Origin of the sequence: Comamonas sp. B-9, from assembly GCF_000410635.1 — a bacterium.
Classification (GTDB): domain Bacteria; phylum Pseudomonadota; class Gammaproteobacteria; order Burkholderiales; family Burkholderiaceae_C; genus Comamonas.
This window is the reverse complement of sequence record NZ_KE148679.1, coordinates 31,564-48,491: the sequence shown is the minus strand read 5'-3', so window position 1 is coordinate 48,491 and position 16,928 is coordinate 31,564. Positions and strand designations below refer to the sequence as shown.

16 protein-coding genes and 1 pseudogene are annotated in these 16,928 nt (G+C 61.3%); all 17 read left to right on the top strand.

Annotation, left to right across the window (positions count from 1 at the left end):
- Nucleotides 1–107: 107 nt before the first annotated feature.
- Complete coding sequence (gspE, locus tag H928_RS0125135; protein WP_021028975.1) at nt 108–1,844, top strand: type II secretion system ATPase GspE; 1,737 nt, start codon at nt 108–110, stop codon at nt 1,842–1,844.
- Nucleotides 1,837–3,111: a type II secretion system F family protein gene (locus tag H928_RS0125130; protein ID WP_021028974.1), complete on the top strand. Its 1,275-nt coding sequence runs from the start codon at nt 1,837–1,839 to the stop codon at nt 3,109–3,111. Before gspE ends, H928_RS0125130 begins: the two co-directional genes overlap by 8 nt.
- A 27-nt stretch (nt 3,112–3,138) precedes the next feature.
- Nucleotides 3,139–3,570, top strand: coding sequence for a type II secretion system major pseudopilin GspG (gspG, locus tag H928_RS0125125; protein WP_021028973.1), 432 nt, complete (start codon nt 3,139–3,141; stop codon nt 3,568–3,570).
- A gap of 40 nt (nt 3,571–3,610) precedes the next feature.
- Nucleotides 3,611–4,108, top strand: a complete 498-nt coding sequence (locus H928_RS0125120; RefSeq protein WP_239645081.1) for a GspH/FimT family pseudopilin — start codon at nt 3,611–3,613, stop codon at nt 4,106–4,108.
- Entirely contained in the window at nt 4,105–4,545 is a 441-nt protein-coding gene (locus H928_RS0125115) for a prepilin-type N-terminal cleavage/methylation domain-containing protein (RefSeq protein ID WP_021028971.1), read from the top strand. Before H928_RS0125120 ends, H928_RS0125115 begins: the two co-directional genes overlap by 4 nt.
- Nucleotides 4,542–5,264 (top strand): prepilin-type N-terminal cleavage/methylation domain-containing protein, encoded by a 723-nt coding sequence (locus tag H928_RS0125110; protein ID WP_021028970.1) that lies wholly within the window; start codon nt 4,542–4,544, stop codon nt 5,262–5,264. The genes H928_RS0125115 and H928_RS0125110 overlap by 4 nt, the downstream gene beginning before the upstream one ends.
- Nucleotides 5,264–6,133, top strand: a complete 870-nt coding sequence (locus tag H928_RS0125105; RefSeq protein WP_027011397.1) for a general secretion pathway protein GspK — start codon at nt 5,264–5,266, stop codon at nt 6,131–6,133. Before H928_RS0125110 ends, H928_RS0125105 begins: the two co-directional genes overlap by 1 nt.
- An 18-nt stretch (nt 6,134–6,151) precedes the next feature.
- Nucleotides 6,152–7,543, top strand: coding sequence for a PilN domain-containing protein (locus H928_RS0125100; protein WP_021028968.1), 1,392 nt, complete (start codon nt 6,152–6,154; stop codon nt 7,541–7,543).
- The gene (gene gspM, locus H928_RS0125095; protein ID WP_021028967.1) at nt 7,540–8,106 is read left to right on the top strand and encodes a type II secretion system protein GspM; all 567 of its coding nucleotides are present in this window, start codon (nt 7,540–7,542) and stop codon (nt 8,104–8,106) included. The genes H928_RS0125100 and gspM overlap by 4 nt, the downstream gene beginning before the upstream one ends.
- Nucleotides 8,103–8,744: a hypothetical protein gene (locus H928_RS32985; protein ID WP_021028966.1), complete on the top strand. Its 642-nt coding sequence runs from the start codon at nt 8,103–8,105 to the stop codon at nt 8,742–8,744. Before gspM ends, H928_RS32985 begins: the two co-directional genes overlap by 4 nt.
- 43 nt (nt 8,745–8,787) lie before the next feature.
- Complete coding sequence (gene gspD, locus H928_RS29875; protein WP_021028965.1) at nt 8,788–11,229, top strand: type II secretion system secretin GspD; 2,442 nt, start codon at nt 8,788–8,790, stop codon at nt 11,227–11,229.
- 27 nt (nt 11,230–11,256) lie between these two features.
- Nucleotides 11,257–11,673, top strand: a complete 417-nt coding sequence (locus H928_RS0125080; RefSeq protein ID WP_148293326.1) for a hypothetical protein — start codon at nt 11,257–11,259, stop codon at nt 11,671–11,673.
- 179 nt (nt 11,674–11,852) lie between these two features.
- Complete coding sequence (locus tag H928_RS0125075; protein ID WP_021028963.1) at nt 11,853–13,346, top strand: hypothetical protein; 1,494 nt, start codon at nt 11,853–11,855, stop codon at nt 13,344–13,346.
- A gap of 190 nt (nt 13,347–13,536) precedes the next feature.
- On the top strand, nt 13,537–14,430 hold the full coding sequence (locus H928_RS0125070) for a peptidylprolyl isomerase (RefSeq protein ID WP_052330247.1): 894 nt from the start codon (nt 13,537–13,539) through the stop codon (nt 14,428–14,430).
- A gap of 102 nt (nt 14,431–14,532) precedes the next feature.
- On the top strand, nt 14,533–15,336 hold the full coding sequence (locus H928_RS0125065) for an ABC transporter permease (protein ID WP_148293325.1): 804 nt from the start codon (nt 14,533–14,535) through the stop codon (nt 15,334–15,336).
- A gap of 11 nt (nt 15,337–15,347) precedes the next feature.
- On the top strand, nt 15,348–16,655 hold the full coding sequence (locus H928_RS0125060) for an ABC transporter ATP-binding protein (RefSeq protein WP_027011394.1): 1,308 nt from the start codon (nt 15,348–15,350) through the stop codon (nt 16,653–16,655).
- An 86-nt stretch (nt 16,656–16,741) separates the two neighbouring features.
- Nucleotides 16,742–16,928 (top strand): annotated as a pseudogene (locus H928_RS33935) (methyltransferase type 12); the annotation flags it as partial.

Below are 16,928 nucleotides of genomic sequence, written 5' to 3'. Positions count from 1 at the left end.
TTGCTTTTCCTCCCATTTGTCTCCCATGCCTGGCGCCTACACTGGGTGCCCTATAGGCTAAGGGGATGAATACCACGCCTGTCATAGGCTTTTGAGACCATAGACGCATGAGCACCAGCACCATTGACGATTTCAGCGATGCAGCCCTGGCCACAGAGCCCGGGCGCCGCCCCTTGCTGGGCGAGATGCTGGTGCAGGCGGGCAAGCTGTCGCCACGCGATCTGGAGCGTGCGCTGCAGGCCCAGCAGGAGATGGGCAGCCTCATCGGCCAGGTGCTGGTGCAGCTGGGCCTGGTCTCCGAGCTGGATCTGATGCATACGCTGGCGACCCAGCTGCAGATTCCTTTCACCTTGGGCACCGATTTCCCCGCCGAGGCGATCAGCGTGCCGGGCCTGATGCCCGAGTTCCAGCATTCGCAGCATGTCTTCCCCTTGCAACTGCAGGATGGCGTGCTGGATGTGGCGATGGCCTCGCCCCAGGACCCGTTTGTCATCAAGGCGCTGCAGATGTCGACCGGGCTGCAGATTCGCCCGCACCTGGCACTGCAGGCCGATATTGAAAAGGCGCTGCAGGAGCCCGAGCCCGAAGCCGAAGAAGACGACGGCGATGACATGTTTGGCGATGGCTCCGATGTGGGCGACTTTGTCGAGCATCTGAAGGACCTGGCGAGCGAGGCACCCGTGATTCGCCTGGTCAACAGCATCATCGGCAAGGTGACCGATCTGCGCGCCTCTGATATCCACCTGGAGCCTTTTGACGATGGCCTGCATGTGCGCTACCGGGTCGATGGTGTGATCCACCCCGGTGAGCTGGTGCCGCCGCGCCTGTCGGCGGCTGTGGGCTCGCGCGTCAAGCTGATGGCGCATCTGGACATTGCCGAGCGCCGCCTGCCGCAGGACGGCCGCATCAAGACCCGCGTCAAGGGCCGCGAGCTCGACCTGCGTGTCTCGACCGTGCCCACCGTGCATGGCGAGAGCATCGTGATGCGGGTGCTGGACCGCGCCAGCGTGCGGCTGCAGCTCGAAACCATGGGCTTCGCCAAGGACACGCTGTCCAAGTTCAACGACCTGCTGGGCCGCCCGCACGGCATTTTGCTGGTGACGGGACCCACGGGCTCGGGCAAGACCACCACCTTGTATGCAGCGTTGTCCAAGATTGATGCGCTCGAGAACAAGATCATCACCGTCGAAGACCCGGTCGAGTACCAGCTCGAAGGGATCAACCAGATCCAGGTGCATGCCCAGATCAACCTGACCTTTGCCAATGCGCTGCGCTCCATCCTGCGGCAAGACCCGGACATCATCATGATCGGTGAAATGCGTGATGGCGAAACCGCGCAGATCGCGGTGCAGTCGGCGCTGACGGGTCACTTGGTGCTGTCGACCTTGCACACCAACACCGCCGCCGGTGCCATCACCCGTATGCAGGACATGGGGGTGGAGAGCTACCTGATCACCTCCTCGGTCAATGGGGTGCTGGCCCAGCGCCTGGTGCGTACCTTGTGCGGCAATTGCAAAGAGGCCTACGAGCCGGGCGAAGAGGTACGCAAGCGCTCCGGCCTGGCGCGTTTTAGCGAAGTAGGCCAGGTGATTTACCGCGCCGTGGGCTGCAATGCCTGCCGCCAGACCGGCTACAAGGGCCGTACCGGCATCCATGAGCTGTTTGTGCTCGACGAGCCGATGCGCAATGCGATCAATGCGGGCAAGGACTCGAACGAGCTGTTCAACCTGGCGGCCAAGTCCGGCATGCTGAGCCTGCACGAGGACGGCCTGCGCAAGGTGGCCGCCGGCATGACCACGTTGGACGAAGTCGCCCGCGTCACCCAGGACCAGATCGATGGCTGATTTTGCCTGGCATGCGATCAATGCTGCGGGCGAGCAGGTTCGCGGCACTTTCCAAGCGCCCAATGCGGCGGCGGTGCAAAAGCACCTGCGCGCGCAAAAGCTCACGCCGGTGCGCATTGTCGATGCGGTGGATGCTGCCGCACTGATGCCGGCAGGCGCCAAGGCCGCCGGGGCCAAGCCGGCTGCTGCCAGCGCCATTGGCAAGGCCAAGGCGCCCAAGTCGCAAAAGGGCCCGGCCAAGGCCGCCGATGTGCTGGCGATGACCTCGGAGCTGTCGATCATGCTCAAGGCCGGCCTGGCGCTGGATAACGCGCTGCGCGTGCTGATCGACATGGCCTTCAAGGACAGCATGCGCGAGCTGCTGACCGGCGTGCTCGAAGCGGTCAAGGGCGGGGTGCCGCTGTCCAAGGCGCTGATGGTGCACCAGGAGCTGTTTGGCGATTTCTACATCAACATGGTGCGCTCGGGCGAGGCCAGCGGCCAGATGTCGGCCGTGCTGCAGCGCCTGGTGGAGCATCTGGAGCGCCAGCGCGCGCTCAAGGAAAGCGTGGTCTCGGCCACCATCTACCCGATGATCCTCGTGGCCGTGGCGATTCTGTCGCTGATCGCGATGCTGGGCTTTGTGGTGCCGCAGTTCGAGAAGCTGTTCACCGACATGGGCGATGCACTGCCCACGCCGACCAAGATCGTGATGACCATCGGCCAGGTGTTCCGCAAGAACGGTTGGGTGGTATTGCTGGGTGGCGCCGCCGTGGTCTATGTGATGCGCAGCTGGCTGCGTTCGCCCAAGGGCCGGTTGTGGTGGCAGGGCGTGTTGCTGCGCATGCCAATTCTGGGGCGCCTGGCACTTAAATACCAGCTGACCTTGTATTCGCGCTCGCTGGGCACCTTGCTGGGCAATGGTGTGCCCTTGCTCACCGCGCTGCATATCGCGACCGATACGGTCAGCAACCGCCTGATCCAGGCCGAGCTGGCCAAGATTCCGCCCATCGTCAAAGAGGGCGGCAAGATGGTGCAGGCGATGAACACGACTACGGTGTTCGAGCCGCTGGCCGTGAACCTGGTGCGTGTCGGCGAAGAGACCGGCCGCCTGGGCTCGATGATGCTGGAGCTGTCGAATATTTTGAACCGCGAGGTGGAAACCGGCATCAAACGCGCCCTGACCATGATCGAGCCGGTGCTGATCCTGGTGCTGGGCATCATGATTGCTTCCATCATTGTGTCTATCTTGATGGGCATTCTGTCCGTCAACGATCTGGCTGCTTAATTTTTAATACTGCAAGGAGAGCCCGCCATGAAGGCCTTTTTCACCCAAAAGACGCCACGCAAGAGCCGTGGTTTTACGCTGATCGAACTGCTGGTGGTGCTGGCCATCCTGACCTTGCTGGCGGGCCTCGTGGGCCCCAAGGTGCTGAGCCAATTGGGTGGCGCCAAATCCAAGACCGCCGGCGTGCAGATTGCAGACTTGCAAAAGGCGCTGGATATTTTCAAGCTCGATACCGGCCGCTACCCGACCACCGAAGAAGGTCTGGACGCGCTGGCCAAGCAGCCGGGCAATGTGCGCGGCTGGAACGGCCCTTATCTGTCGGGTGGCGTGCCCAATGACCCTTGGAACAACCCCTACCGTTACAGCTACAACGGTGGCCGGGTCGACATCCTGTCGCTGGGCGCTGATGGCCAGCCCGGTGGCGAAGGCGAAGCCGCCGATGTGCGCAACGCGCAGTAAACCGGCGCCTGCCACTTTTCCGGTCTGACCAGGAATCCCCGTGCCGACTGCCTTGCCATGGCTGCGCCGACACCCCCGCGCTACGCAGCGCCCAGCAGCCCATCAAGGCTTTACCTTGATCGAGCTGATGGTGGTGTTCGCCATCATGGCCCTGGTGGTGGCAATGGCGCCGGTCGCCTATGACCGGCTGAAAGACGGGGTGCAGTACCGCGATACCGTGCGCACGATGATCAGCCAGCTGCGCTCGGCCCGCTATTCCGCCGTCTCGCAAGGCGAGCCGGTGCGCTTTACCGTGGACCTGCAGACGAGGCACTATGGCTATGCGGGCGCGGAAAAGGAGATTCCCGAGACCGTCGATCTGCGCACCACGGTCGCAGACCGCGAGTTTGTGCCCAACAGCTCGGCCTCGATCGTGTTCCTGGCCTCGGGGGGCTCCACCGGCGGCAGCGTGGAGATTCTGCGCAAAAACGGCGCTGGCACGCGCCTGCGGGTGGACTGGCTCTCAGGCCGCGTCACCCAGGAGCCCTTGTTCCAATGAGGGCGCTGTCGTCTCTGTCCCTGCGGCCGCGCCAGCAGCAAGGCATGACCTTGCTGGAGATTTTGGTGGCACTGTCCATCATGGCGATCTCGCTGGGCATGATCTACCGCGCCACGGGCAGCAATGCGCGCAGCGTCGGTGATCTCGATCGCTACCAATATGCGGTGCAACTGGCGCAGTCCATCATGGACTCGCGCGACTCGGTCTACGAAAGCGGCTGGAACGAATCGGGCCAGAGCAATGGCTACCAGTGGAGCGTGCAAAGCGCGCCGTTCAAGACCGGCGTGGACGAGAGCCCGAACATCCCCGTGTTGCATGAGGTGCACATCAGCGTGCACTGGGCCGAGGGCGAGCGCGCGCGCGTATTTGAGCTCACGACCTTGCGTGCGCAGCGCCGGCCACCCGACCCGGCAGAGAATGTGGTGCCGCCAGGATGAGCCGCGTTCACCCGCATTTTTTTGTGCGCAGCCTGCATGGCCAGCGCCGCCAGGCCGCCGGCTTTACGCTGGTGGAGATGCTGGTGGCCATGTCCTTGCTGTCGCTGATCGTGCTGGGCTTGGCCGGTGCCATGGGCACCATGGGCCGGACGGAGACCAGCATCGACAACCGGCTCGAACGCATGGACGAGTCGCGCGCCAGCACCGATTTTTTGCGCGCCGTACTGGGCCGCATCTCCGCCAAACGGGTGCAGGGGCTGCAGCAGCAAGGCATGCTCAGCGCCACGCCCTCGGCATTTTTCTTTGAAGGCGCAGGCCAGTCGATGACCTGGGTGGGGGTGATGCCGGCGCGTTACGGCGTCGGTGGCCGCTACCATTTCCGGCTGGCGATGGGCAGCTATGACGGCGCGCCTGCCGTCATGCTGAGCTACCTGCCCTGGATCGACCAGCAGACCCTGCCCGACTGGGGTGGGGCACAGACCTACCCGCTGCTGCAGCATGCAACGGGCCTGTCTTTCCAGTACCTGGACGGGGCCATTGACCCGCCGCAATGGGGCAGTGACTGGGGCGCGGTGGATCGGCTGCCGCAGGCGGTGCAGGTGGTGATGTCCACCGAGTCGATGGTGCTGGCACCGGTGGTGGTGCAGTTGCGCGTGATGCCCGCGGGGGATCCCCGAGGAGGCGGCGGCGGCGCGAGCCTGGGAGGCTCGAGCGGATGATGCGCTTACAGATTCAACGCCGCACGGCCACGGCATCCTCCCAGCAGGGGATGGCCCTGATCGCCGTGCTTTGGCTGGTTGCGGCACTGAGCCTGATGGTCACGGGCGTCAGCGGTGTGGTGCGCCAGGAAGCCAAGATGGTGGGGGTTGCCAAGGACAAGGTGACCGCGCAGGCGGTGGGCGATGCGGCTGTGGTCATGGTGTTGCAGCAGCTGTCGGCCGACCGCACGATCTTGCAGGAAACCACCGAAACCTCGGTCAACTACCAGGGCGCGCAGGTGGCGGTCAGTGTGATGCCGCTCAATGGCCTGATCAATATCAATGGCGCATCGCTGCCACTGTTGACGGCCCTGATGAGCGTTGGTGGCGGACTGCCCGAATCTGCAGCCCAGGAACTCGCCGTGGCGATCCTTGATCGCCGTGAACGCGCGTCGCTCGATGGCCGCCGCCCTGAGCGTTTTGAAGCGATAGAAGACCTGATGCAGGTGCCCGGAATCGATTACGACCTCTATGCTAGACTCGCGCCCTTGATCACCGCGTCAACCACCGGCTCGGGAGGCGCCACGGTCAATCCGCTGGCAGCCCCCCCGCAAGTTCTGCGGGTGCTGGCCAATGGCGACGAGGGTATTGCAGCCCGCATTGCCGCATCGCGCGGATCCGGCCAGACAGGCCTGGATACCACGGGCCTGGACGCCAACCTGGCGCGACCCGGCGGGGCGCAACGCCGTTACCGGATAACCGCCCAGGTGCCGATGGCCGATGGACGTATTTTTCTCGTAGATCGCAGTGTGTACTTTGGGGCCAGAACGCGGGACGGTCTGCCCTGGTACACGTTTGAGGCGCGCCAGATGCTGCAGCCAGCATCCTGATCGAAGCAAAGAACCCTTATGGCAATTTCAACTGAATCGCGCTTTTTTGGGCTGGATCTGAACCAGCTCAAGGCCGATGTTTTCAAGACATGGCGCAGGGCGCCGCAGTGGCCGCCGCTGTCATGGTTGCGGCCCGAGCAGATGCTGCGCCTGGTGCCTGCCGAAGGCGCGCCCAGCGTGGTGTGGGAGAGCGGCCAGCCGGTGGCCAAGGCCGGGCGGGAGCCTGGGTTTTGGGCGGTGGAGCTGCCCGAGCACATGGTGCTGCGCAAGACGGTGGCCCTGCCAGCCTTGGACCCCCAGGATTGCGCCAGCGCTGCCGAACTGGAAGTGCAGGCGATCAGCCCCTTTGCCGCAGACGACCTGCTCTGGGGTTACACCGAACTGAGCCGCAGCAGCAAGGCGGTCAAATTGCTGGTGGTGCTAGCATCCAGGACCCAGACCGAGCCCTATTTGCAGGCCCGGGTCGCGGAGCAGTTGCACCTGCAAACGCTCAAAGGGCAGACCAAGGCCGAATCCTTGGAGCAGCCCGAGGTATGGGTGTTTGCTCCGGAGCGCACCCCCGTGGTGTTCCAGGGCTTTGGCGAACACGCCCGTTATGCCTGGGGCCGCAAGCGGCTGTGGTGGAATGTGGGTGGCGTGGCACTCGCCTTGCTGCTGTGCGCTGCGATTGCTGCCACCCCTACGGCGCAGCTGCGGCTGCGCGCAATTGAGGCAGTGCATGCCTATGAAGGCATGGCCGCCAAGACCAAGGACGTGGTGGCCAAGCGTGAGACCTTGATGCAAAGTGCCGACAAGGTCGCGGGTCTGTCGGAGTTGCTGGGCGAACGCATTGATGGGGTCCAGGTGCTCAGCATGCTGACGAATGTGCTGCCCGATGATACGGCGCTGCAATCGGCGCGTATCCAGGGCAGCAAGGTGACGATCTCTGGTTTGACCGAGAATGCCTCGGCCTTGATGCAAAAGCTGAGCAACCAAGATGGCGTCAAGGACGTGCGCGCGCCCAGCGCTGCCACGCGCATGGGTGGCGGTAATAAAGAGAGCTTTACCATCGAGTTGGGGCTGGATGCCAAGGTCTTTGGTCCCAAGACGGTGTTGGAGGTAGAGGCTGCTGCCAAGCCTCAGGTGGAGGAGACGGCCAGCGCCTCTACGGCGGATGCTGGTGCAGGCACGCCGCTGGGGACGCCTGGCGCAATGCCTGCTGCACCGCCGCCACCAGGGCCAGCGCCCGCGTCATCGAACGCTGTTACTCCAGCCAGCACTGCGCCCGCAAATGCCGCTGCGCCTGCAGCAGCACCCGGCCAAGCCACACCGCGTCCACCATCCAAGGCCACTTTGGGGGGGAGCGCGCCCCGGGCCACGCTGGGTGGTTCTGTTACCCCTCCCTCTGACGCCGGAGGGAAGAAGCCATGATCGCTACCCGCCCCAATCGTAAAGAGCTGCTGATTCTGGTGGCCACTGCTCTGCTGGTGCTGCTGCCCTTGATCGGTCTTGGCAGCTATGTTGTCAGCAAACATATGTGGGCGCAGGCGCGCCTGTCGGAGCTGGAGCCCCGTTTTGCACGGCTGCGTGGCCTTGATCTGCAGCGCGAGGAGATTGACCAGTCGCTCGAACGTGCCTTGCAGATCCGTGCTGAGTATATTTACCCCGCCAGCCAGGATGTGGCGCAGACCGGCAATGCCGTGCAGCAGAAGGTGCGCAGCCTGTTGACCACGGCAGGGTTGACGGTGGTCAGCAGCCAGGTGCTGCCGGCCAAGGAAGAAAAGGGTTTTGACCGCATTCCGCTGTCGGTACGCGCCGAAGGGGACTTACTGGCGGTAGATAGCGCGCTGGCCGTGCTGAACGAGCAGCTGCCAGTGATGCTGCTGGCCGATGTGGAGGTCAGAAACCAGGGAACCCTGCAGGTGATGAATGAGAAGATGGCGCCTCGGCTGACTCTCCAGATGACCTTGAGCGTATTGAGGGAGCGTCCATGAAGCGCTATACAGGTGTCATTTTGATGGCCGCCAATATGGTGCTGGCCCTGGTATTGGTCTGGATGTGGCTCAGCCCCAGCGGTGGCTTGAAAAATTCCCATTGGACCATGCCCCGAGGGCAGAAATCCAACCTGGACGATATCGTCCCTCGCCTGGGCAAGGCACAGGCGATGGACCATAGCCAGTTTCTGGCGATGCTCGATCGTCCCTTGTTCTCTCCCACCCGGCGCCCGCCACCCCCACCACCGGTGGCGGCCGCTGAACCACCACCACCACCGCCGGACTACCTGGCCGATGCGGTGCTCAGTGGCGTCTATGTCAGTGCGGACGGCAAGACCGGCGGCATCATCATCAAGTTCCAGGGCAAGGACAAATCCCTGCCGCTGCAGGGCTTGCTCGATGGCTGGACCTTGAGCTCGGTCGCGGATAACCGGGTGTATTTCACCCGTGCTGGCGTGACCAAGGAAATTGCCTTGCAAAAGGGCAAGCTGCAGCAGGGTTATGGCCCTGCGACCGAGACCAATGTGCCTGCCAGAGTCCTGCCTGCCCAGATGGGGCAGCCACCGATGGGTGCCGATGGCCAACCACCTCGTCGCCGCGCAAGTATCGGCGGCTCTACCGCTGCCCAGCGCCCTTGAGCGCGGCAATCCCTATATATAAATAGATCCTAGGGTTAGAACCATGAAGTCTCCCGTATTTTTCAAGACTGCACTGGTGGTCGCACTGGGCCAGATGGGCATGCTGCTGCCGCTCCATGCGCAAACCGCTGCACCGCAGTCGTCGGCCCCGCCTGTGGCGCAAACAGGTGCTCAGCCGCCGGTACTGCAAGCGCCTAACATCATGATCAGCCCCAAGATGGGGGGGGATGATGAGGAGGAATCCACCGAGCCTCGTGTCGTGCGCGGTACCGACAAGTTGCTCAATATCGACAAGTCGACCCCCATTGCCGGCGGTGCGCCGGTCAGCTTCCGCTTTGAGGAAGCGCCAGTGGCCGAAGTGGTGCGTACCGTGCTGGGCGATATCCTCAAGATCGACTATGTGATGCACCCGCCGCTGCAAGGCACGGTGACCTTGACGACCCCGAAGCCGATCGACCCGGACAAGGCAGTCTTCCTGCTGGAGGCCGCGCTGCAGGCCAACGGCCTGGCGATGGTGCGCGATGCCCGCGGCACCTACCAGGTGGGCAAGCCCGAGGTACTGCGCAGCCTGGTGGGCAATGTGCGTATGGCCGGTGCTCCCGGCAGCATGGCCCCGGGTTATGGCGTGATCGTGGTGCCGCTGCAATACATTGGCGCCACCGAGATGTCCAATATCCTCAAGCCCATCATCCCGGCAGAGGCTCTCATCAAGGTGGACACCGTGCGCAATGTGCTGATCATGCAAGGCACACGTACCCAGTCCGAAGGCTGGATGGAGATGGTCAAGACCTTTGATGTGGACCTGCTCAAGGGCATGTCGGTGGGCATCTATCCGCTCAAGCACGCCTCGATTGAAGAAGTCAGTGCGGCGCTGCAAATGGTTAACGGCGGTGGTGGCCAGGCTGGCCAGGGACAAGGTGCAGGCGGTACCGCTGGCATTGCGGGTGGCTCTGCGAGCGCTGCCGCTGCACGCCGCCCCGGCCAGGCGACTGGCGCCGCTGCCAGTGGAGGCAATAACCAGCTGAGCGGCAATGCGGCCGCCGCAGCTGCGCTGCTGACTTCGTTGGGCGACTCCAACCCGTTGTTTGGTGCGTTGCGCGTGCTGCCCATCCCGCGCCTCAATGCGCTGATGGTGATCACGCCGCGTGCCTCCTATCTGGATGAAGCCGAGCGCTGGATTCGCCGTCTCGACGTGCCAGGTTACGGCGGCAGCGAGCCCGAGCTCTATGTCTACCGCGTGCAAAACGGCAATGCCAAATATCTGGCCCAAGTGCTCAATGGCATCTTTGGCGGCCAGCAGGGCGCTGGCGGCAACATGACCTCGGGTGTTGCGCCTGGTCTCAATGGCGTCAACAACAATAACAACAACAACCGTATCGGCAGCGGCTTTAACAGCTTTGGCAGCGGTTCGGGCTTTTCCTCGGGCTTTGGCAACAACAATGCCAACCGCTTGGGCACCAGCGGCAACAACCAGCAGCAAGGCGGCACCCCCACCATCACTGCGACTGCCATTGGCGATATCCGTGTCGTGGCTGATGAGTTCAACAACACCATCCTGGTCTGGTCCACCGGCTCCCAGTTCCGCAAGATCGAGTCCTCGCTCAAGCGTTTGGATGTGGCGCCTATCCAGGTGCTGATTGAGGCCAGCATCATCGAAGTGTCGCTCAATGAGAACTTGCAATATGGTGTGGAGTGGTTGTTCCGTAACAGTGGCATCGGAGGGCGCAATTTCTCGGGCACCGGCAGCCTTGGCACTCTGAATAACACGACTCCCGGCACTATTGCTGCCGCAGCGGGCAATTTCACCTATTCGCTATTCAACAGCGGTGGTGATATCGCCGCCCGCTTGAGTGCGGTGGCGGGCCAGGGGCAGGTGAAGATGCTGTCCAGCCCATCTGTGATGGTGATGGACAACCACCCCGCGACCATCTCGGTCGGCGAGCAGATCCCCGTCAAGGTCAGCAGCTACATCACCACCAATAGCTACTTGTCGGACAACTACCAGCTCAAAGACACGGGTGTGATTTTGAATGTCACGCCTTCGGTCAATTCTGGCAATATGGTCAGTTTGCAGATCGACCAGTCCGTCATCGATAGCGCGGGCCTTGACGCCGCATCGCAACAGACCAAGTTCTCCAACCGCCAACTGACGAGCAAGCTGGCGGTGCGTTCTGGTGAGTCGATCGTCATGGGTGGCTTGATCAAAGATCAGAATGAAGATACCAACTCGGGTATTCCTTTGCTGAAGGACATTCCTATCATTGGTAAAGCTTTCAGCAGCACTACCAGAAGTTCCAAGCGGACGGAACTTCTGCTGGTGATGACGCCTCGAGTGGTACGCACCGACGTCGATGTGCGCGAAGTCAGTGAAGAGCTGCGTGACCGCCTGCGTGGCTTGAATGACGATGATCTGTTGATTCGTTCGAACGCCTCTACGCGTCCGGCGTCGCAGGTCGCCCCTGTGCAGCCTGTGCAGGCACAGTAATAAGCTATGTTGTAAAGATATTGAAAAATGACTTCAAATTTGATGATTCAATCCGCGAAAGCTTTGTTTGCAATGGGGGCCGCAGCCTCGTTGGTGGCTTGTGCCAGCTTTCAGCCAGACCCGCCTGAGCAAGCGGTTGCCAAGCGTGCCCAAGGCTATTGGGATGCACGCCTCAAGGGTGATGCGGAAAAAACCCGCAGCTATATGAATGAGGCCTTCCGCATGGCGGTCGATGACAAGCGCTTTGCCAAGAACTACATGGCTACCTTTGCGGTAGGTGCCGAGGTGAAGAAGGTGACTTGCGAGCCCGAAAAGTGCGAGGCTGGTGTGAATTTGAAGGTCAATCCCCCGATTCCTGGCCGAAAAATGGGTACCATTGACATGTATTCGACGCAAACTTGGTTGCTCGAAGACGGTCGGTGGAATCTCTACCAGGCACCTTGATGCTGACAGGCATGCGTGCAAGCTTATCTGTATGCGGCTGGTTGTTGTAAATACTCAACAGGCTGCTAAAAAAAACAGGCTGCTTGCTTTGCATACCCCGTGAGCGCTATGCTATTATTTCTTAGCGTAAACAATCGTGGTAGTTGCGCTGACTAACTTTTTTTAACTGGAGTGTGTTTATGAAGAAAAATGTTCTGGCACTGAGCATTGCTGCCATGATTGGCGGTTTTGCAGGCGCTGCCTCTGCCCAAACGTTCCCTAATACGACGATGACGGCACCTACCGCTACTGATCTGGTTCAGAGCGAAGGCGGTGCAGGTCACATCCTGGTGGTGCCATACTTCACCTCGCAAAACGACAACATGTCCGTGTTCCACGTGGTGAACACCGACACCGTCAACGGCAAGGCTCTGAAGGTTCGTTTCCGCGGCGCTGCTAACTCTGACGATATTCTGGACTTTACCGTGTTCCTGTCGCCTGGCGACGTGTGGACCGGTTCGGTGCAAGGCAACGAACAAGGTTCGTACTTCCTGACCAACGACAAGAGCTGCACGCTGCCTGACATCCGTGGTCAGCAAGTTCAGTTCGTGACCGATCGTCTGATGCCTAACGCTACCGCTGCTCAGACCAAGGAAGGTTACATCGAAATCCTGAACATGGCTGACATCACCGGTGCTAGCACCGATGTGTACAAGGCTACCAAGCACGTCAATGGCGTGGCACCTTGCACCAGCTCCGTTCTGGACGCAACGCTGAACATCAATCCTCTGGATGCTGCCAGCGTGACCGCCGCCAAGACTTCGGGCTTCGAAACCCCATCGGGCAAGCTGACCGCTGACTGGTACATCCTGAACGTGAACCAAACCACCACGTTCTCCGGTGCTGCTACCGCTATCGCTGCTACCGGTGGCAATGGCCGCGGTAACTTCGTGCTGTTCCCACAAGATGCACTGAACACCGCTGCTAACGCTGCTAACGCTGCTCAACTGACCGCTGACCCACTGCTGCAAGCTGGCTTGGTGAAGCCTGTCAACTTCGACTTCCCAGACCTGTCGACGCCTTACCTGGCTGCTACGGCTACCCCCGAAGCACAAGCTTCGGCTCTGACCCAAGCAGTGGCTAACACCGGCGTGTCGAACCAGTTTGCTCTGGACGCTGGCATCAACGCGAAGACTGACTGGGTGCTGTCCATGCCTACCCGTCGTTACAGCGTTGGCGCTGACTACACCAAGCCGGTGACCGACGCCAACTACCGCGTGTTCAACAATGGCGTGGTGGGTGCTGATACACTGCCCGTGTTCACTTCCACCAACACCTACGTGGCTGCTAGCGGCTTGATCTGCGCTTCCACCAGCTCCTACACCTTCTGGGATCGCGAAGAGCAATCCAAGAAGAACGGTGCTGTGATCTCGCCTAGCACCCTGAAGGGTCTGGACTTCTGCGGCGAAGTGAACGTGCTGTCGTTTAACGACACCGGTACCTCGGTGCTGGGTTCTTCCGTTGGCCGTACCAACGTGCAAGTGGGTTACGAAAACGGTTGGGGTGCTATCAGCTACGCCAAGGCTCTGCCTGTGGTTGGTTCGTCCTTCATCAAGCTGTCCAATAGCGGCGGCCTGTCGAACGGCTTCAGCGGTACCTACGGTATCACCTGGCCTCACCGTTTCGCTAAGTAATCTCTCATAAGCCCTTTGGGGCTTAGGAGCTAGATTTCTAGTGAGTCCATAAAAGGACAGAGAGCGATCTCTGTCCTTTTTTCTTTTTCCGCGTTGTTGCAGGGATGCCCGTGCTTTCCGCTGGGGTTCAGCAGGTCTCTGGTTTGCGCCGCTTTTGCTATGCTGCATCTTTTGAGCTGAGGAATGCTAGATGCGTAGTTGGTTGACTTCCCTGGGCGTAGTGACAGTTTTGGCTGCCAGCAGTGCGGCCGTGATGGCGCAAGCAGCAGATCCGGTGTTGATTGAAGGCAATGGCGTGGCCGTGCGCGAAAGCGATATCCTGAGCGATGCCAAGCGATTGCCTCCCGAAATGCGCGCGTCCTTCTTGGCGCGCAAGGAAAGCGTGGCCCAGATGGCTGATGCCATCTATATTCGCCGTGTCCTGGCGCAGCGTGCCAAGGAAGCCCAGCTGGACAAGCAGCCTGAGACCGCAGCAGCGGAAAGGATCGCCAGCGACAAGGTGCTGTCCGATGCTTATTGGGCAAAAATTGACAAAGAACACCTGCCTGACCAGAAGCTGGTGGATGCGCAGGTCAAAGCGGCTTACCAAGCCAACAAGGACAAGTACCAGGCGCCCGAGCAGGCGCATGTGGCCCATATCCTGATTGCCAACAAGGACGAGGCCAAGGCCAAGGAGCAGATCGAGAAGCTGCGCCAAGAGGCGGCTTCTGGCGCGGACTTTGCCAAGCTGGCCAAGGACAATTCTTCAGATTCCAACTCCGCACTCAAAGGCGGTGACCTGGGGCCTATCCCTCGTGGTCAAACCGCCCCTGAATTCGAAGCCGCTGCGTTTGCGCTGAACAAGCCAGGTGAGTTGAGCCCGGTAATCAAGACGCAGTTCGGCTACCACATCATCAAGCTGATCGAGAAGAAGCCCGCGCGCACCATGTCGCTCGAAGAGGTGAAGCCGCAACTGGAAAAGCAATTCCTTCAGGAGGCGTCCCAGAAGGCACGCAGGGCAGAGGTGGAAAATATCAATGAGAATACAAAGACCGAGCCGGCCAACCTGGAAGCCTTGTCTGCCAAGTTTGCTGCACAGAAATAAGCGCCTGTCTTAGGACAGTCATCAGAAGAGGAGGCCCTGCCTCCTCGACTTGTTTATGCCATGCTGCTAGGCTTGGCACGCCCATTGATAAGCCCCCTGTTTATGCTGGATTCCCTGATAAAAAATGCCCGCGAGTTGGCCGCCAGTCGCGCCTTGGTCGGCGTGATGACGCGCCGCGAGGTGGCGGCACGCCATGCCGGCACCGCGCTGGGCGTCATCTGGCCCTACCTGCAGCCGCTGCTGTCCGTGGCGGCCTACTACCTGGTGTTCGACATCGTGTTTGCGATGCGGCTGGGAGAGGGTGCATCCAGCCATGCAGTGGGCACCTTTCTGATTGTCGGCGCGCTACCCTGGATGGCCTTTTGCGATGCGGTCTCGCGCGGCATGGGCAGCCTGCTGGAGGCGGGCTCCATTTTGCAGAAGAACCCGCTGCCGCCGGTGCTGTTTCCGGTGCGATCGGTGCTGGCCAGCTCCTGGATCTTTGGCCCCTTGATGCTGCTGCTGGCGCTGTGCTATATCCCCGTTCACCATATGCAATGGGGGGTGCTGGCCTTGCTGCCGCTGATGGCCATGCAACTGCTGATGACCTTGCTGCTGTCCTATGCGCTGGCGATCTTTGCAGCAGCCCTGCGTGATACCGTACAGCTGGTGGGCTTTGCGTTGTCGGTGGGCATTTACCTGACACCGATTCTGTTTCCGATCACGATGTTTCCGCAGGGCTGGCGCTGGTTGCTATGGCTTAACCCGATGGCGTCCTATGTGATGGGCTACCAGTCGGCACTGCTGCAAGGCCAGTGGCCTGAGCTGCAGGTCTGGGTGGTGAGCGCTGTGTGGATTGCAGTGCTTGCCGTGGTGGTGAATGTGCTGGTGCGGCGTAGCCGTGACCAGCTGGTAGACTGGCTATGACGGGCGTGCAGATGGCAAAGACGCAAGAGGCTGCCGCGGTGCTGGTGGTCAAGAACCTGGGCAAGGAATACAAGCTCTATGATTCGCCGCGCCAGCGGGTGAAGGCGCTGCTGAGTGGCCGTGCCATGCACCGCAGCCACTGGGCGCTGCGCGATGTCAGCTTCAGCCTGGGACGCGGCCAGTGCATTGGCGTGGTGGGCGACAACGGGGCCGGCAAAAGCTCGCTGCTCAAGCTCTTGGCCGGCACCATGCAACCGTCCGCAGGCTCGATTGAGCGCTCGGGCCGCATTACTGCCATTCTGGAGCTGGGCGCTGGTTTTCACCCTGATTTCAGCGGCCGCGACAACCTGTATTTTGCCGGCAGCCTGATCGGCATCAGCCAGGAGGAGATGCGCAAGCTCGAGCCCGAGATCATTGCGTTCTCCGAGTTACAGGACGCCATCGACCGGCCGGTGAAAACCTATTCTTCGGGTATGAATGTGCGCCTGGCCTTTGCGCTGGTCACTGCCGTGCAGCCCGATGTGCTGATCGTCGATGAGGCGCTGGCCGTGGGTGATCAGAGCTTTCAGAAAAAGTGCATCGAGCGCATTCTGGACTTTCGCCAAAAGGGCTGCACCATCCTCTTTTGCTCGCACAGCCCCTACCATATCCGCCATCTCTGCGATGCCGCTCTGTGGTTGGAGCAGGGGCAGGTGCAGATGTTTGGCGAGACCGAGGCGGTGCTGGCTGCCTACGATGTGCGCACCCGCCAAAAGCGCGATGAGAAGGACCAGTTGCAGTGGGGCGATGATGTGGCAGCTGCAGTGCCGGATGCGCTGGCCGATATCGCCGCCACAGCCATCGCCACAGAGCCCATCGACCCGCTGGACACGCCATATGCGGTGCAGCCGCCAACGCAGCCCAAGTCCGAAGAGGCAGGCAACGCCTGCATTCTGTCGGTGGATATTGCGAACCTGGGCCCAGGCGACCCGCCGGTGCTACAGGGCCAGGATCTGGTCGTCACGATCAAGGCGCGTGGCAATGGCGCCGAGCGGCCCAATATTGGCTTCATGATCGAGCAGAACAAGGGTGTGGGCATTGCCTGCCTGGCCACGCACGAGGAAGGCGCTGTGCCCGTGCAATTGGCCGATGGCAGCTGGCAGTCGGTGCTGACTTTCCCCGATCTGCCGCTGCACAGCGGTGACTATGTGGTCAGCGCTTTTCTGTTCGATGGCTCGGGCCTGGCGGTTTACGACCAATGGTTCCAGTACAGCGTCTTCCGTTTTATCTACCCCAAGCCACTGCCTGGGCTGGTACGATTGCCCCACCATTGGGGTTGAGGCTTTGCGCAACAGTGCGTGCGGCTTGAGCACCCGGAAACGAGCGCGCCGGCATCCGCGCTGGAGCGCTCATCGCCACCAGATTTATGACCACGAATTCTCCCTCTGCGACCAGCCAGGGCCAGCAGCTGCTGGCCGATGCCCAGCTGATGCTGGCACATGGCAATTTTGAAGCGGCCTCGGGCCTCTTGCTGCGTGCCCGTGCCGAAAAGGACGTGATGCTGGCAGCGCATGCGCTGATCGAGCAGCACGGGCTGACTGGCTCCTTTCGCA

Coding starts and splice junctions, on each gene's coding strand:
- gspG (WP_021028973.1), top strand. CDS start 3,139: ATGAAGGCCTTTTTCACCCAAAAGACGCCACGCAAGAGCCGTGGTTTT.
- gspE (WP_021028975.1), top strand. CDS start 108: ATGAGCACCAGCACCATTGACGATTTCAGCGATGCAGCCCTGGCCACA.
- gspD (WP_021028965.1), top strand. CDS start 8,788: ATGAAGTCTCCCGTATTTTTCAAGACTGCACTGGTGGTCGCACTGGGC.
- H928_RS0125100 (WP_021028968.1), top strand. CDS start 6,152: ATGGCAATTTCAACTGAATCGCGCTTTTTTGGGCTGGATCTGAACCAG.
- H928_RS0125075 (WP_021028963.1), top strand. CDS start 11,853: ATGAAGAAAAATGTTCTGGCACTGAGCATTGCTGCCATGATTGGCGGT.
- gspM (WP_021028967.1), top strand. CDS start 7,540: ATGATCGCTACCCGCCCCAATCGTAAAGAGCTGCTGATTCTGGTGGCC.
- H928_RS0125105 (WP_027011397.1), top strand. CDS start 5,264: ATGCGCTTACAGATTCAACGCCGCACGGCCACGGCATCCTCCCAGCAG.
- H928_RS0125065 (WP_148293325.1), top strand. CDS start 14,533: ATGCTGGATTCCCTGATAAAAAATGCCCGCGAGTTGGCCGCCAGTCGC.
- H928_RS0125110 (WP_021028970.1), top strand. CDS start 4,542: ATGAGCCGCGTTCACCCGCATTTTTTTGTGCGCAGCCTGCATGGCCAG.
- H928_RS0125080 (WP_148293326.1), top strand. CDS start 11,257: ATGACTTCAAATTTGATGATTCAATCCGCGAAAGCTTTGTTTGCAATG.
- H928_RS0125115 (WP_021028971.1), top strand. CDS start 4,105: ATGAGGGCGCTGTCGTCTCTGTCCCTGCGGCCGCGCCAGCAGCAAGGC.
- H928_RS0125130 (WP_021028974.1), top strand. CDS start 1,837: ATGGCTGATTTTGCCTGGCATGCGATCAATGCTGCGGGCGAGCAGGTT.
- H928_RS32985 (WP_021028966.1), top strand. CDS start 8,103: ATGAAGCGCTATACAGGTGTCATTTTGATGGCCGCCAATATGGTGCTG.
- H928_RS0125070 (WP_052330247.1), top strand. CDS start 13,537: ATGCGTAGTTGGTTGACTTCCCTGGGCGTAGTGACAGTTTTGGCTGCC.
- H928_RS0125060 (WP_027011394.1), top strand. CDS start 15,348: ATGGCAAAGACGCAAGAGGCTGCCGCGGTGCTGGTGGTCAAGAACCTG.